This is a genomic window from Oscillatoria nigro-viridis PCC 7112 (assembly GCF_000317475.1).
In the GTDB taxonomy this organism is placed as follows: domain Bacteria; phylum Cyanobacteriota; class Cyanobacteriia; order Cyanobacteriales; family Microcoleaceae; genus Microcoleus; species Microcoleus nigroviridis.
The window spans coordinates 5564954-5582014 of sequence record NC_019729.1; the positions used below are offsets into that span (position 1 = coordinate 5564954).

At 43.4% G+C, this 17061-nt stretch carries 12 protein-coding genes; 9 read left to right on the forward strand and 3 right to left on the reverse strand.

Annotated features, from left to right (window positions below; translation table 11 throughout):
- The first annotated feature begins 57 nt into the window (after window positions 1-57).
- Window positions 58-5403 (forward strand): trifunctional serine/threonine-protein kinase/ATP-binding protein/sensor histidine kinase, encoded by a 5346-nt coding sequence (locus OSC7112_RS23065; protein ID WP_015178165.1) that lies wholly within the window; start codon window positions 58-60, stop codon window positions 5401-5403.
- Window positions 5404-5407: 4 nt separating this feature from the next.
- Here the strand turns inward: OSC7112_RS23065 and OSC7112_RS23070 are convergent, their stop codons facing one another.
- A complete protein-coding gene (locus OSC7112_RS23070; protein ID WP_015178166.1) occupies window positions 5408-5974 on the reverse strand; it encodes a YIP1 family protein in 567 nt (188 codons plus the stop codon).
- Window positions 5975-6096: 122 nt separating this feature from the next.
- Between OSC7112_RS23070 and OSC7112_RS23075 the strand changes: the two genes are divergently transcribed.
- The 3 genes from OSC7112_RS23075 (at window position 6097) to OSC7112_RS23085 (ending at window position 8971) form a co-directional block, all read left to right on the forward strand.
- Complete coding sequence (locus OSC7112_RS23075; protein ID WP_015178167.1) at window positions 6097-7110, forward strand: hypothetical protein; 1014 nt, start codon at window positions 6097-6099, stop codon at window positions 7108-7110.
- A 233-nt stretch (window positions 7111-7343) separates the two neighbouring features.
- Window positions 7344-8444 (forward strand): glycosyltransferase family protein, encoded by a 1101-nt coding sequence (locus OSC7112_RS23080; protein WP_015178168.1) that lies wholly within the window; start codon window positions 7344-7346, stop codon window positions 8442-8444.
- A 110-nt stretch (window positions 8445-8554) separates the two neighbouring features.
- Window positions 8555-8971: a secondary thiamine-phosphate synthase enzyme YjbQ gene (locus tag OSC7112_RS23085; protein WP_015178169.1), complete on the forward strand. Its 417-nt coding sequence runs from the start codon at window positions 8555-8557 to the stop codon at window positions 8969-8971.
- Here the strand turns inward: OSC7112_RS23085 and OSC7112_RS23090 are convergent.
- Window positions 8958-9473: a heme-binding protein gene (locus OSC7112_RS23090; protein WP_015178170.1), complete on the reverse strand. Its 516-nt coding sequence runs from the start codon at window positions 9471-9473 to the stop codon at window positions 8958-8960. The genes OSC7112_RS23085 and OSC7112_RS23090 overlap by 14 nt on opposite strands.
- Before the next feature lie 420 nt (window positions 9474-9893).
- On the opposite strand from OSC7112_RS23090, the gene OSC7112_RS23095 reads away from it, so the two are divergent.
- Window positions 9894-11096 carry an EAL domain-containing response regulator gene (locus OSC7112_RS23095; protein WP_015178171.1) on the forward strand — a complete coding sequence of 401 codons (1203 nt, stop codon included), beginning with the start codon at window positions 9894-9896 and terminating at the stop codon, window positions 11094-11096.
- A gap of 53 nt (window positions 11097-11149) precedes the next feature.
- Complete coding sequence (locus OSC7112_RS23100) at window positions 11150-12001, forward strand: prohibitin family protein (protein WP_015178172.1); 852 nt, start codon at window positions 11150-11152, stop codon at window positions 11999-12001.
- A 335-nt stretch (window positions 12002-12336) separates the two neighbouring features.
- Here OSC7112_RS23100 and OSC7112_RS23105 read toward each other — a convergent pair whose 3' ends face one another.
- Entirely contained in the window at window positions 12337-13269 is a 933-nt protein-coding gene (locus OSC7112_RS23105) for a LysR family transcriptional regulator (protein WP_223300673.1), read from the reverse strand.
- Window positions 13270-13660: 391 nt separating this feature from the next.
- Between OSC7112_RS23105 and OSC7112_RS23110 the strand changes: the two genes are divergently transcribed.
- From OSC7112_RS23110 to OSC7112_RS23120, 3 genes are all read left to right on the forward strand, one after another.
- Complete coding sequence (locus OSC7112_RS23110) at window positions 13661-15166, forward strand: APC family permease (RefSeq protein WP_015178174.1); 1506 nt, start codon at window positions 13661-13663, stop codon at window positions 15164-15166.
- 332 nt (window positions 15167-15498) lie between these two features.
- Entirely contained in the window at window positions 15499-16203 is a 705-nt protein-coding gene (locus OSC7112_RS23115) for a cadmium resistance transporter (RefSeq protein WP_015178175.1), read from the forward strand.
- Between the two features lie 20 nt (window positions 16204-16223).
- Window positions 16224-16886 (forward strand): cadmium resistance transporter, encoded by a 663-nt coding sequence (locus tag OSC7112_RS23120; protein ID WP_015178176.1) that lies wholly within the window; start codon window positions 16224-16226, stop codon window positions 16884-16886.
- Window positions 16887-17061: the final 175 nt, after the last annotated feature.

Here is a 17061-nt window from a genome sequence, read left to right on the forward strand (position 1 = left end):
AGTCAACAGCGAACAGCGACTCGAATCAGATATATTTTCAACTCTCAGGAGAACTCCATGCAATTTCTCTCGCAATACCAAATCCACTCCACTCTCCACGAAGGTATCGAAACAATTATTTATCGAGGAAAAATCCCCGCCCAGCAGGAGACAACTGTACTCAAAATCCTGAAAGCTGAATATCCCACCCTCGATGCAATTACCCGGATCAAGCACGAGTATCGCATTCGCCAACATTTAGACCATCCAGGCCTAGTTAAAGTCATTAGCCTAGAAACCTTTGATAACCGTCTCGGCTTGCTTTTAGAAGACTTTAATGGCGCATCTCTCGATCGCCTGATTTCCAGACAAAAGCTCGAAGTCATCGCCTGTTTGAGGTTTGGTATTCAACTCATAAAAACCTTAGAATATCTGCACCTTCAAAAAATTATTCATAAAGATATTAAACCTAGCAATATCATCATCAACACCCAAACAGGAATTATTAAACTGACAGATTTCGGGATTGCTTCGCGATTGTCCAAAGAAAATCCCCAAATTAATATTAACTCGATAGTCGGCACTTTTGCTTATATGTCTCCCGAACAAACAGGGAGAATGAACCGCACCCTCGACTACCGCACCGACTTTTATTCCCTCGGAATTACCTTGTATGAAATGCTGACAGGTCAATTACCATTTATGAGTAACGACCCGTTAGAAATAGTTTACAGTCACATAGCCTCTCAAGCAATTTTACCGCATAAAATTAATTCAGACATTCCACCACCAATTTCACAAATTGTGATGAAATTGATGGCAAAAAATGCCGAAGATAGATATCAAAGTGCAGGCGGATTGTTGGCAGATTTAGAATTTTGTTTGAATCAGTTAGAAACTACAGGCAAAATAGTAGATTTTACGCCGGGAAACTTAGATATATTGAGTCAGTTGCTGATTCCTCAAAAATTGTACGGTCGGGAAACACAAGTCAGGGAACTATTGGCTGCATTTGAACGTGTAGCTAATCCTTGCGAGGAAAATTCTTCCCCTTCCCAAATTGAAGCGATCCTAGTTTCTGGTTATGCAGGTATAGGCAAATCAGCCGTAGTCAGCGAAATTCAAAAACCCATCACCAGACAGCGGGGCTATTTTATTTCCGGTAAATTCGATCAATTCAAGCGCAATATACCTTACGCATCTTTAATTCAAGCTTTTCAATCTTTGATCCAGCAGTTACTTGCGGAAAATAACGAAAAATTACAAGATTGGCAACATCAACTCTTAGCCGCACTAGGCGATTCCGGGCAAGTAATTATTGACGTGATTCCCGAAGTAGAATTGGTAATTGGCAAACAGCCTGCCGTTGCGGAACTTGCTCCCACAGAAGCACAAAATCGCTTTAACAGGCTATTCAAAGAATTTATCCACGTATTCGCGCAAAAAGAGCATCCATTAGTCATATTTATCGATGACTTGCAGTGGTCAGATTCAGCAACCTTGAAATTAATGGAATTGCTGGCGACTGACCCCGATAGCAAATATTTACTATTAATTGGAGCCTATCGAGACCATGAAGTTAGCTCTACACATCCTTTAATGCAAACAGTAGAGTACCTTCAAGCAACGGGGATTATTATCAACAATTTAGTGCTGGAACCTCTTTCTTTAGCCCAGGTGACTGAGTTAATTTCTGAGACATTGAATGACTCAGAAAGAATTCAACCTTTAGCGGAGTTAATTTGGAATAAGACTGGTGGGAATCCTTTTTTCTTGACGCAATTGCTCCACACTCTTTATCAAGAAAAACTTTTGAGATTTGACTTTACCCGGCTGCTGTCTCCCGGAAGAAGAGGGGAGTGGCAGTGGAACATTGAGGAGATTCACGCTATTGGCATCACAGATAAGAGTGTAGTTGAATTGGTAGCCAGTCGGATTCAACAATTGCCAGAGACTACACAACAAGTTTTGAAATTGGCGGCTTGTGTTGGGGACAAATTCACTTTAGATGTTCTCTCTACTGTCAACGCAAAATCTCCATCAGTCACGGCGACTGAACTCTGGGATGCTTTGCAAGCGGGGTTAATACTTCCCTTGAATGAGAGTTACCTCATTCCTTTATTTTTAGATGGAGAAGCAGGAGCTAATTTAACTTTCGATTGTTCGCGAATCAGCTATAAGTTTTTGCACGATCGCGTTCAGCAAGCTGCATATTCGCTGATTCCTGATGATGAAAAGAAAGCAACTCATCTTAGCATCGGTAAATTGCTGTTTGAAAATACGCCCGCCGATAAAGTAGAAGAGAAAATTTTTGATATTATCAACCAGTTGAATGTAGGAATTGATTGTCTGAGCCTGCAATCAGAAAAAGATGAATTAGCAGGATTAAATTTAATCGCTGGACATAAGGCAAAAGCAGCTAATGCTTACGAACCCGCTGTTAAGTATTTGAATGCGGGAATGTCGTTATTAGCACCTGATAGCTGGGAACGCAACTATAGCATGACGCTGCGGCTGTATGTAGAGACGCTGGAAGCAGAATATTTAAACACCAACTTCCAGCAAGCAGAAAATTTGGCGGAAGTGGTTTTGCGATCGGCTAAAAACCCGCTTGACATAGTGAAAGTGTATCAGCTAAAAGTCCTATTTTATCAGGCTCAAAGCCTGATGCTAAAAGCTGTTGAAACCGGGCTAGAAGTGCTGGAAATTCTGGGAGTAAAACTCTTAGATAACCAAACTATTGCAGTGCCAAAATTGCCGCGAATTGAGGAATTAGAAAACCTGCCAGTTATGACAGATCCTTATCAACTGGCAGCTATGGAAATCCTGACAGCCCTCTATCCTCCTGCTTATATTGCCAAACCAGAAATTGTGTCGTCCCTTGTCTTGACTATGGTCAATTTTTGTATCGAGCGCGGTCATTCAGCATTAGCCACTTTTCCCTATACTCTTTATGGAATGATCCAGTGCGGTATCGAAGGGGACATGGAAGCTGGCTACTACGCTGGACTAATCGCCTTAAAGCTGCTAGAACAATTTAATGCTAGCCAACAAAAAGCTAAGGTTTATGTAATGTTTAATGCTCATATCAGAATCTGGAAAGAGTCTACTAAAAATACAGTGGCTTCGTTTCTAGAAGGAATGAAAGTTGGCGTAGAAACTGGCGATCTAGAATGGGCAATTTATAATTCCATGCACTATATTACCAATTTATTTTTGGTGGGAAAATCGCTAGAATATGTCGAAGATAAACAAACCGTTTATATGGAGTTTTTGCTGAAAAATAAACACGAATTTGCCATAGGTTATGCTAAAATATGGCAAATAATTGCTTCAAGCTTAAGAAGCCAAACCGCAGAGCAAGTACGGTTAGGTAGCTCCAGGTTGGATGAACCTGCTGTGATGTCGCGTTGGCAGAAAGAAAATAATCGAATGTCGCTGTTTGCAGCTTATGTTGCTAAATTGATGCTGCTTTATTTATTTAAAGATTATGCTGCGGCTGTTGCCAGCGGTAAATTAGCGGCAGAATACGCAGATGGGGCGATCGGCTTAATCACTGTTGGGGTACACAATTTCTACTATTCGCTGGCCCTCCTCGCTCACTATCCTGACAGTGACGATCGAGAAGCATACCTAGCTATTGTTAACTCTAATCAGCAAATTATGAAAAAGTGGGCCTACCATGCACCCATGAATTATCAGCACAAGTACGAGTTAGTTGAAGCTGAGAAAGCGCGAGTTATCAGCGATAAACTGGCAGCAATGGATTATTATGACTTAGCTATTAAAGGAGCGGCTGCTAACGGCTACATCCAAGAAGAAGCATTAGCTTATGAATTAGCGGGAGAGTTTTATCAATCTTTGGATAAAGATATCAGTGCTCGCTCTTATGTGAAAAAAGCTTATTATGCTTACATCCGCTGGGGAGCTACAGCCAAAGTTAAAGACTTAGAATCTCGTTATGATTATTTAGTCGATCGCCATCAAGAAGCAATATATAATAACAATTGGGTCACGACTACCAAAACTACTATCAACAATAGTTTGGTGCTGGATTTACCAACTGTTGTCAAAGCATCTCAAGCTGTTTCGAGCGAAATTATCCTCAGCCGTTTGCTAGAGAAACTCGTACAGCTTGTAAAGGAAAACGCAGGCGCTCAAAAAGTATTATTTCTTGCCAAGACAGGTAATCAATTCTTCATAGAAGCTGCGCTGACAGGTCAGTTTAATGATGTAACCGTGTTACAATCTCTCCCGATTGCCGAATCCGAGAGCCTCCCCATTTCATTGATTAACTATGTAGAAAGAACCCAAAAATACTTGGTTTTAGATGATGCTACCCGATCCGAGCAATTCCAATTTGACCCTTATATTGCAGCCCATCAACCCCTATCTATCCTGGTATTGCCAATTATCCATCAAGGAAACCTTACGGCAATTTTTTATTTAGAAAATAATTTAACCAAAGGTGCTTTTACTAGCGACAGGCTTGAAATTTTGGGAATCCTGTCTGCACAAGCAGCTATTTCTCTAGAAAATGCCCGTTTTTATAATATTCTGGAAACGCGAGTAGCGCAAAGAACTGAGAAATTGCAAACTGCACTGGAAGAACTTCGCCACACTCAATTGCAGCTAATTCAAAGTGAAAAAATGTCCAGTTTAGGTCAAGTAGTCGGGGGAATAGCTCACGAAATTAATAACCCGATTAACTTTATTTATGGAAATTTATATTACACCAATGAATACGCTGAAAACTTACTAAATCTACTACGTCTATACCAAAAAAATTACCCAAATCCCGTGCAAGAAATAGTAAATGAAACAGAGCAAATAGATTTAGATTTTTTGATGAATGATTTCACTAAAATGATAGATTCAATGAGATTGGGCGCTGCGAGAGTTCGCGATATTGTGCTGTCGCTGCGAAACTTTTCTCGGCTAGATGAATCAGATAGAAAATGGGTTAATATCCACGAAGGTATCGACAGCACGTTGATGATTTTGGAACACAAATTAAGTGCTATTCAAGTGATCAAGAAGTACGACAATTTGCCTTTAGTGAACTGCTATCCGGGAGAAATTAATCAGGTATTTATGAATGTACTGACCAATGCGATTGATGCTTTTTGTCGGGAAAGAGGGAGTGAAGTTGACTCGACACAGACTCCGACAATTCAGATTTGCACTGAAGTCGCGAAAGGCAATCAAGTAGCGATTCGCATTGTTGATAATGGTGTCGGTATGAGTTCGGAGGTGCTGGGTAAAATATTCGATCCGTTTTTTACTACTAAACCGATAGGTAAGGGGACGGGTTTGGGATTGTCTATCAGTTATCAAATTGTGGTAGAACAACATGGAGGAAAGCTAATTTGCCAGTCGGAACCTGGAGAGGGCAGCGAGTTTACTATACTGCTGCCGTATTGATGAATTAAAGCCATCGTGAAAACAACTGTTCAGCTACTTTCACAAAGCCGATCGCAATTTGGATCAACGGCCAACCTACAAAACAAATTAACACCGCCCAGCGAGTTTGAATATCCAAACCTTGACGAACCGCCACAATTACAGCTAGCAAACTCCACAGCGCTAATATGCGTTCTATTCCTTCTCCCAACAAGGGAATTAAGGTTAAGAAATTCAGCACTTGGGGCGCGTAGGCAAAGCCGATTGGAACCAACAACTCCCCATAAGTTACGTGTCCCGGCTTCAGCCACTCCCCGATTTTAAAAATAGTGAAAGTCCAAAAATAATAACCCCCCGCGACTGCCAAACCATCTATCAAAAGTCCTAGAAATAATACGGATGGCTCAGTTCGGTTGATTAACAAGATGACAGCACTGCCCAACGCGCGAGACAGCGCAGCTAAAATTACAATTGTTAAAGCTATTCGCTTAGTTCTGCGAGTGTAGGGAGTTTTTTCGTAAAAATTGCCGTTCAAAGAAAGTGCGTTCCAAAGGGTTGCCCCCAAACCTGCAATTGAATCTTCTCCCTTCACGTTGAACTCCTGCTCCTCAAGATAGTTGACAACTTTTACAAAATAAGCTCTAATACAGCAGAATCACCGAACTATTTCTACGTAATTAGCTAATTAATTGGCATTCTACCAGATTTTATTAAATGCTAAGATTGATTTTAAGGATACTTGCATGGCTGCGCGGGGGAAGTTTAAATTTGCTGATCGTCGCAGGTGTAATTCTGATAATTTGGGGCATTCTTTCCCCGGTGGGAACTGTTATATGGTGGCTGAATCAAAGTGCCGAAACTTTTGGCATCAAGAAAAATTTGCCGGAGATATTGCCTTCAAACAAGGGCAATCTAGAAGCGCGCAAATCTTCGCGGCTCAATTGTTATATTATCTTTTTACCGGGAGTTGGCGATTTTTCGGGGGATGAATTAACCTCTGGTGAAGAGTTTTTTCTCAAGCATTTAGTTAAAAGTCACCCGCAGTGCGTAGCAGTGGGCGATGTTTTTCCTTATTCAGCCTCTAACAAAAGTTTAGGAGGAGAGCGGTTGCTAGCTCCTTTTTGGCGGTTTGCAGAACAGGCCAAGAGCGGGCCGATTGCGGGGGATATATTCATCAAAATTCGCAATCTCTGGAGGTTTGCAATTTCTCTAGATTATCGCTACGGCTTTGCATACAATCAGGGAATTGCTAATGCAATTATCGAGCGGATGAATGCTCAATCTCCCATTTCAGTTAATTCTCAACAACCTTTGAAAGTTATTTTAATTGGCACTAGCGGGGGCGCACAAGTTGCTTTGGGTGCTACTCGCTATCTTAAAGAATGGCTGAAGGCAGAAATTACGGTTGTTTCGGTTGGGGGCGTGTTTTCGGGAGAAAATGGTTTTGCAGAAGCCGATCGCATTTTCCACTTTCGCGGCACTCGCGATTCAATTGAGGATATTGGCGGCATAGTTTTTCCAAGTCGCTGGTACTGGTACGTGACTTCTCCTTTCAACCAAGCCCGTTTGGAAGGCCGCTATACAGAAGCTTTGAGCGGCCCTCACAAGCACGACGGCGATGATGGATATTTTGGAGAAAATCTGGCGGCGGACGGTAAAAAGTATGTAGATATAACCCTGGACAAGATTAATCAATTGCCTGTTTGGTCTGAGGGGGCGCGCGATTGATGAGTTTTTGCATATTCGATAAGCTGTCGCGCATTTAAATTGTATATTCTCCGCGGGCGGGACACCCCACAAGAATTGATTTTTTTTGACATACAATTTAAATGCAGCAACAGCTTAGTCATTAGTTATTAATTTTGTCATTGTTCGTTGCCTTCGAGTCTCTACCTCCAATTCGCAATTCCCGATGCCCGATCCCCAATTCCCAATTCCCAATTCCCAATTCCCTATTATCAATGTCTCGACCAACATTATATATTGCCATCACGAATCACGGATTCGGCCACGCTGTCCGAGTCTCCTCCGTAGCTGCAAAAATTCAAGAATTAAATCCAGATATTTTACTAATTATCACAACAACAGCACCTCGCTGGCTGCTAGAATCTTACATTGGCGGCGACTTTATCCACCGTCCCCGCGCTTTTGATGTCGGAGTCGTGCAAGCTGACAGTTTGAATATGGATAAAGACGCGACGCTGGAAAAATTGCGGGAAATTCGGAAAAAGCAAAATTCCCTAATTGCCAGCGAAGTTAATTTTATCAAGCAAAATCGGGTGGGTTTGGTGCTGGCAGATATTCCTCCTTTGGCAACGCGAATGGCGGCAGCGGCTGGGGTTCCTTGCTGGATGATGAGCAATTTCGGGTGGGATTTTATCTATCGCGATTGGGGCGGGGAATTTGCAGAAATGGCAGATTGGATTGGTGAGTGTTTCGGAATGTGCGATCGGCTTTTTCGTCTTCCTTTGCACGAACCGATGGCAGCTTTCCCCAATATTCAAGATGTTGGCTTGACTGGCGGCAATCCTCGCTACAGTAACGATAAAGTTCGGGAAGTATTCGGCATCGAAACACCCCTGGAAAAAACTGTATTGTTGACTTTTGGCGGACTGGGTTTAGAAGAAATTCCTTATCAAAATTTACAGCAATTTAGCGACTGGCAATTTATTACTTTTGATGCGGGAGCTCCCGATTTTTCGAATTTGATTAAAGTCAAAAATCAGGAGTTTGCACAATCTTTCCCGATTTTACCGCGTCCGGTCGATATTATGCCTGTCTGCGGGCGTTTAGTTTCTAAACCGGGATACAGCACTTTTGCAGAAGCTTTGCGCTTGGAAATACCTGTTATTTCTATCATGAGAGAAGGTTTTGCAGAAGCGGCGGTGTTGCTGGAAGGGATTCAAAATTATGCGGAACATCAAATTGTGACGGCGGCGGAGTTTTTTGAGGGGGATTGGGAGTTTTTGCGACAACCGCTGCATCGGCCCTGTTTGCCGGATAAATTGGATAAGAATGGTACGGAGGATGTCGCCCAAGCTGTTGTAGACTATTTTTCATAAGTGCGATTAGAAATAGATCCTAAACAAACAAAGTCGGGCTGCGCCGAATGAATAGTTTTGCATCAGTATCATCCAAAATCTAAAATCTCAAATCCAAAATCTCAAATCGAATGTCTGACTACCAACAAATACTCAAAATTAAAACTACAGGGAAGTCTCTGTGCAACATCACTCCTAAGATAGAAGATGCGGTGGCGAATTCAGGTATTCAAACGGGACTTTGCAGCTTATTTTTGCGCCATACTTCTGCTAGTTTGGTGATTCAAGAAAATGCTGACCCCGATGTACTTAAGGATTTGGCTAACTTTTTGGCTAAACTGGTACCGGAGGACGATCGCTACATTCACGATGCGGAAGGCCCAGACGATATGCCTGCCCACATTCGCACTGCGCTGACTCATACTTCTGAACAAATCCCGATCGATCGCGGCAGGTTGCTGTTAGGAACTTGGCAGGGAATTTACCTGTGGGAACACCGCCAGCGGGGTCACATTCGCGAATTAGTTGTTCACGTCAGCGGCACTTGATGGGAATTTGTACCTCGCTGATTTTAGTTGCTTCCGGCGTCATCGGGGAATTGTAAAAAAAGCGGCGCGGCGACCCGACTATTTCGTATTCAGGATGTTCTTGAAGCCAATCTTTGAGTTTCTGGAGGTTATTTTCGTAGCTTTCCCAAGTGTAGGCCCCGCCCACGCCGATGCTGACAACCGTCATCGGCGAAGTATCCGTGATTTCTACAGCGGAGTTAACGCTGCTGGGGGCGATATTTGGTGCGGGATAGAGGAACGAAACTTTTGCTTGGGGAAGCGCATCGATTTGCCCGGAAGTTTCGGTGTAGCGCGCTTCTACTGGCGTTGTCATCGCAATTTGGTTGTTGCTGATGTGTTGAAATAAGGGATTGAAGGCGATGCCAGTTGCTTGTCGCAAATCGCCCGCGTGGGTGTAGGTGACAGCGCGGTACTGAGGATATTGCTTAACTTCTATGACCCCAATCTGTGCGGGTTCAGGGAATCCAGTAGGTAATACCATTTGAGATTTAAAAGTTGAGATTTTACGTGGAAGAATGGGGAAGACTGACTCCGCAAGGGTTTGGAACTTGCTTGCAGTTGCATGATTTTTGGCAACTGGTATAAATAGGCTGAGATTGTTTGCAGACAATCGTTCAGGTGGCACAATTAGTTTAGCAGTTATTTAAGGCGCTGCTAACTATCGATCGCCTAGAATTAGTTTAGAGATTATTAATTAACCTCGTAATAATACGGACGGCACTGAGTAAGCAGAGAAACATTAATCTAGTTGTGCTTGAAAAATTAGCGTTTTTCAGGCGTTTGCTATTTGTGTCGGAAAATATTCCGCTGTTGGGCCGATCGAGCTGTGCGTTCTCAGTTATTGGGACGCTTATCGCGTTCAGTAACGCCTATCAATTATACCGCTTGCAGGGAATGACCTATGAAAAAGATTCTAGTGATTGAGGACGAGCAAGTAATTCGCGAGAATATTCTCAAACTCCTCAAAGCTGAAGGTTTCGACGTGACGGGTGCAGAAAATGGAGCCAAAGGTTTATATGCGGCGGTGTCAAATGTTCCCGACGTGATTATTTGCGACGTGATGATGCCAGAACTTGACGGGTATGGGGTGCTGGTGGCCTTGCGATCTAATCCTGTTACTGCTACAGTACCTTTTGTTTTTCTCACCGGTAAAGCCGATCGCTCTGAAATGCGGCAAGGTATGGAATTGGGAGCAGATGATTACCTGACTAAACCTTTTAGTAAAGCTGAACTTGTGGGCGCGATATCGAGCCGCTTGAAAAAACAAGAAGCTGTCGCCGAACAGTACAATACTTTGCGATCGCAAAGCAGCGAATATACCCAAAAGAATGCCGACAAATTAGAGCAGATCAAAACTTGTTTGTGCAACGCACTGGAACGAGAAGAATTCCAAGTTTACTATCAGCCGCAAGTCAATGTCCAGACAGGTAAGATTATGAGCGCAGAAGCTTTAGTGCGCTGGGTGCATCCAGAAAAAGGGCTGATTTCACCCGCAGAATTTATTCCCCATGCCGAAGAAACTGGCTTCATTGTACAGTTAGGCGAGTGGGTGTTGCAGACAGCTTGCAAGCAAATGCAAGTTTGGCACAATGCTGGTTTTTCGCTTCGGATAGCGGTGAATCTGTCGCCGCGTCAATTTCACCAACCGGATCTCAGCAGCAGAGTTGCCCAAATTTTAGCAGAAACTGGTTTGCAAGCGAGCAGTTTGGAATTAGAGCTGACAGAAAGTTTGATGGTAGAAGATGCCGAAAGTGCGATCGCGACTTTGCAACATTTGAAAAATTTGGGAGTTTGTATATCTCTTGACGATTTCGGAACTGGGTATTCTTCTTTAAGCTATCTGACGCAATACCCTTTCGATACTTTAAAAATAGACCGCTGTTTTATCAGCAATATCACCGATGGTTGCACCAATGCAGCGATTGTGAAAGCTATTATTGAAATGGCGCACAGTCTCTGTCTTGAGGTAATTGCCGAAGGAGTTGAAACAGAAGCCGAAAAAGATTTTCTCTGGCGCTATAATTGCGATATAATGCAAGGATATTTGTTCAGTCCTCCTTTGGCTGCAGCGGATTTTGAACAGTTGTTGATGGCAGAAAAATAAAATATCTATTCAGTCAATATTGAGCAGATAATTAAGTGCTATCGGGGTGGAATATGGTTTTAGAATCCAGCAGCAACGTGGACTCACTCAAATCAAGCAATAAAAAAAATCAGGATTTTTACAGAGCTGTTCAACTAGCTATATTGATAGTAACTTTAGCGATTTTATCCAATTTTTTTGTCATTGTCAACGCGGGAGAACGGGGCGTGTTGATGCAGTTTGGTAAAGTGCAAGAACAGGTACTCGGAGAAGGAATTCACGTAATATTTCCCACAGTTTATACTGTACAAAAGTTGAGCGTTAGGGTACAAAAACAGGAAATTTCCGCTGAAGCTTCTTCAAAAGATTTGCAAGATGTTTTCACGGATGTAGCGCTAAATTGGCATATTATCCCAGAAGAAGCAAATGCTATTTTTCAACAAATAGGTGACGAAAAAGAAGTCGTTACTCGCATTATCGATCCGGCAGTTGAAGAAGTATTAAAAGCAGTTATGGCTAAATACACGGCTGAAGAAATTATTACTAAACGGGGAGAAGTTAAAGCCGCAGTAGATGATTCTTTGACCTTGAGGCTGCTTACATATCACATTGCCGTTGACGATATTTCTTTAGTACACGTTCACTTTTCTGAGCGGTTTAGCGATGCCGTGGAGGCGAAACAAATTGCCGAACAGGAGGCAAAAAGAGGAGAGTTTTTAGCGCTGAAGGCAGTAAAAGAGGCTGAGGCTAAGGTGAATTTAGCCAAGGGAGAAGCCGAAGTGCAAAGGTTGCTGCGGGACAATTTGACTCCCGAACTTTTGGAAAGGCAGGCTATAGAAAAATGGGATGGGAAATTGCCGCTGATTGTTGGTGATGGGGGTAAAAATTTATTGGATGTGAAAAAACTATTGAACAGCGGTAATTAAGGTAATTAGATATCTCCCATAATTCTTGTGGAACAGGCATCCTGCCTGTTCAAAACTTGCTTTTTAGGAGATGTCTATTAAGTGGGGACACGGCACCGTGCCTTTCGTCGTGTCAACTTAACGTACAACCAATAGTCCGGCAAGGGTTGAAACCCCTGCCTCAAAGCTAAAGTCGTCTGAAGACGACTAATGAGTTCTTCAGTCCTCTTTGAGAGGACTTTAGCTATTAGACAGGGGTTTCAACCCCTGGCGGACTGACGGGCGGACGGAAGGACTGGGCGGACTGACAGCTTAAGTTGACACTAATAGGCTCATGGAGTGTCCCTACGCGGATCTTACCAATTACTAGCAAATTCAGTTAATATCTGTTCAAAAGCTTTAGTAATTCCTGTTTGAAAACGCTGTCGGTGCTTCAGTTTCAAAACGGGTTTAATTATTTCAAGACCTAAATTTGAACTTGCTTGGCTATCTATAATTTTAATTTCTCGCAGTGTAGATAGCTGCAATTCTTTTTTTACCATCAATTCAGGAATAGCCGCGGCACCTGTGCCGCTTTCCACCACTGCTTTTACCATTTCGCTGCTGTTCAAAACTAAAGTTACATTCAATTCACGGGGATTAATACCCCAACTTTGCAAAGCTTGTTCCAACATTTGCTGAACTCCAGAACCAGCTTCTCGCATCACCCAATCCGTTTGCACAATTTCCGCTAAACTCACCTCTGCACGTTCAAACCAAGGGTGAGATTTGCCAACTACAATCAGCAAGCGTTCGCTGCCTACAATTTCTTCCTCAAGAGTGCTCTTAAGCGAAGCTTTGATGTCTCCCGTCACTAAACCCAAATCAAATGTTCCCGTCGCCGTACCCGCACAAATTTCTTCGGCATTTGCAAGAGTACAATTCACGCAAATACCGGGATATTTCTGTTTGAACTTGCTAATTTTATCAGGCAACCAATAATTGCCAATGGTCAGACTGCAACCCAATTTTAAATCGCCTCGCTGCAAGTCGTTCAACTCCCGCAAACCTCTCTCAGTCAAAGCAACTTGGTCGAGAATTTTCTGCGTTTCAACTTGCAGCAACTTCCCGGCTTCAGTAATTTCGATGTGGCGGCCGATGCGGTGAAATAGTTTTACTCCGTATTGCGCCTCTAAGCTTTGGATTGTCGCGCTGACAGCGGGTTGGGTGATGTAAAGTTCTTCTGCGGCGCGACTGAAGTGCAGGTGTTCCGCGACAGCTAGAAAAACTCGCAGTTGGTCAAGTGTCATTCCGGCCATTCTGAGTGCCCTTTTACTAAATACAGTTATTTTTTGAAATTAAAATTTTTTGCGGCTTAACTTTGACTTGAACTTTTCGATCGAGTCTCTGGTACAGGCTGGAATTCCCCAAAAAGCACGGTTGCCAGCCGGTATTTAATGTTTCCTTTTAACATCAAGGGTTTGGGCTTTGGGGAACAGATACGTCTCGTCTTCCAACAGTTCTTTTGCGGCGGCACTGCATCACTTGTATTTATTAATTCGATAAAAAACACCATTTGATTCTACCTGTCAAGAGCCTTAAGGTGATACTCAAGCTTCTAATGCAGGGCCCGATGCTGAAGCAGCACCGACAAGTTTAAGCCGATCGCCAAAAGTCGATCGACCAAAAGAGAGAAGATAAATGACTAAGAAAACGCCAAAAAATCACAGTCCTCACGGCTTAAAGCCGGACTGCCTCTCGTTCGGGGAGGTTTTAGCTCAATCCTTTGCTGTCATTGCACCTACAACGATACCAGCATCTAATATAGGGTTAATCGTAGCTCTTTCAGGAAACGGTACTTGGCTGAGCTTTCTCATCGGCTTGATGGGCCTAGTATTTGTCAGCATCAATATCAACCAATTTGCGAGTCGATCGGCTTCTGCTGGTTCTCTTTATTCTTACATTGTTAAAGGACTTGGCCCGACGGCAGGCGTAATTTGCGGCTGGAGTTTGGTACTGGCTTATCTATTTACTGCGATGTCCGTTTTGTGTGGTTTTGCCAACTTTACGGGTACTTTCATCGGTCATTTAGGCATCCATCCGTCACCGATTACGCTGTTAGCGATCGGGGCGGGCGTTGCTTGGTATGCAGGTTATAAAGATATCCAACTCTCCGCTATGGCGATGCTGTGGCTGGAGGGGGCATCAGTGGCGGCGATTTTTATTTTGGGAATCATCATCTGGGCGCACAAAGGTTTTGCCCTGGATATGTCGCAATTAACTTTGGAAGGCGTAACTCCGGGGAACATAGCGACGGGACTTGTATTAGTCATGTTTGGTTTCTCTGGTTTTGAAAGCGCTACATCTCTGGGCGACGAAGCGAAAAAACCCTTAAAAAATATCCCCAGGGCTGTCATTGGCAGTGCTGTCATGGCAGGCTTATTCTTCGTTCTGATGACCTATATTGAGGTTTTGGGTTTTAGCGGTACTGGAGTTTCTATTACTAATAGTGAAGAACCTCTGACTTTTCTAGCGCAACAAGTGGGCATGGGTTGGCTGGGACAGTTAGTGGCTGTAGGCGCTTTATTTAGCTTTTTTGCTTGCGTGCTCGGCAGCATAAATCCAGCGGCGAGAGTGTTTTTTATGATGGCGCGCCACGGTTTGTTTCACTCTTCATTAGGTGTAGCGCATTCGTCTAATAGAACTCCCCACGTTGCAGTAACGATGTGTACATTTATGACATTTTTGGTGCCGGCTGTGATGTCTATGTTTAACATCAAACTGTTCGATTGTATGGGTTATTTGGGGGCAATTTGCAGCTACGGATTTTTAACGGTATACATCTTGATTTCGATCGCCGCCCCGGTTTACCTGCACAAAATTCGTAAATTGCGCCTGCAGGATGTAGGGTTCTCGGTGGCGGCGATCGCATTTATGATGATTCCGATTGCGGGCAGTGTGGGCATTCCAGGCAGCACTATGTTCCCAGTTCCCGAAGCTCCTTACGATGCGTTTCCTTACTTGTTCTTGATGTATTTGGTTGCTACTTGCGGATGGTTTGTCTTGCAGCGGCTGCGTTCTCCTGAACTTGTGGGTTCGATGGAGCAGGGTATTGACGCAATTCACGCCCAATTCGAGGAAGATAATACAATTTACGGCGGTGTTCGATTAAAAGCAGTATCGATCGACAACAACAGCTTTGATTAGTAGTTGTAGGGCGGTGTTTATAGATGTTAATTTAGCCGCAAAAACCGCCAGGGAATTAATTCCACGGGGCTTTTAGCAAAAGTCCTCGCTATGAGGACTAAAGATTACTGATAATTTCTTCGGCAGATTACTGATAATTTATTTGGCAGATGGCTCATAAATTCTTCAGTCCTCATAGCGAGGACTTGAGCTATGAGGCAGGGGTTTAAACCCCTGCCGGACTGCGGGATAAACGACCGACCCAATGCAAAATTGACTTTGATTAAATTCAACAATTTACCCGCGAACAAATCAGCATAAAAACCGATCGTACAAATTAAGGAGACACAGAAATGAATGAATTACTAACAGCAATTTCTACGGGTATGACAGCTTTTACAGCTACGAATCTTGACGATATTCTGATTCTGCTGCTGTTTTTCTCGCAGGTGAATGCAGTATTTCGGCGCAGGCATATCGTCTTCGGTCAGTTTCTGGGCTTCAGTGCACTGGTTTTGGTTAGCATTCCGGGGTTTTTTGGCCGCTTAATATTTCCGCCAGATTGGATCGGAATGCTGGGTTTGCTGCCAATTGCGATCGGGCTTAGCCGCTTGCTGAATCCAGAAACAGACGATTCGGAAGCTGAGGCAGAATTAGAGCAATCTGAGAACTCTTTTTTTAGAAATTTTCTGTCTCCTCAAACTTACAGCGTAGCAGGGGTGACGGTGGCAAATGGGGGCGACAATATCGGGATATATGTACCGCTTTTTGCTAGCAATACTTTAGAAAGTTTGGCGGTGATTCTCGCTGTATTCTTCGCGATGGTGGGCGTTTGGTGCTACGCTGCTTATCGGTTAATTCAGATGCGGGCGATCGCGGATACTTTGACTCGCTACGGCAATCAATTAGTACCTTTTGTTCTGATCGGATTGGGAATGGCGATTCTGGTGAAAAGCGGCACTCTGGCAAGCCCAACTTTAAGTATAATATCTTTAGTTGGTTGCGGTTTCTGTTTGATAACTATGAGCAGAAGTAACGCCAGCGAAACTGAAGTTTAGAAAAATTGCAGGGACAGCACATGAATTGGATTGCAGCAGCGATTATTGCCGGGATTACATCTTTTGCCGCAACCAATATCGACGATATGGTGATTTCGATGCTGTTCTTCGCCCAGGTAAATGATACTTTCCGCCCCCGGCATATCTTTGTGGGTAAGTACCTCGGATTTGCCGCACTCATCGCTGCTAGTTTGCCAGGTTTTTTTGGCGGTTTAATTGTGCCGAAAGCTTGGATTGGCTTGCTGGGTTTGGTTCCGATCGCGATCGGCATCAGTCACTTAGTCAAGAGAGAAAATGAGGAAAATGACGTACAAGCGGTATCGGGCGAATTTAACCGGAAATCTAACTCATCTGCTGTGTCAAAACTCGCCAATCTTTTCAATCCCCAAACTTTGAATGTGGCTGCGGTAACAGTAGCCAACGGGGGTGACAATATCGGCATTTATTTGCCGCTGTTTGCTAGCAGCGATTTGCCGAGCTTGGTGGTGATTCTGGCGGTTTTCTCGGTGATGGTAGGTGTTTGGTCTTATGCCGCTTACTGGTTAACTCGCCACAGGGCGATCGCCCCTATTTTGACTCGCTATACCAAGGCTGTTGTCCCTTTTGTCTTGATTGGTTTGGGAATATTCATCCTGATTGAAAGCGGTAGTTATCGGCTGCTCCCGCTATTTCAATCTAACTAATGATTAGCCAATGATCCGCTATTTTCATCCCTCTATAGGTAGATTATTTGCTACAATTCATAAGCCCTAAATCATCAGTTTTTTCTTGACAATTATTTGCTTAAAAGTTGCGATAAATCGCTTGACATTTATCAAAAAATATGGTAAGTTAATAATCAAGTGAGTTACCCAGCTA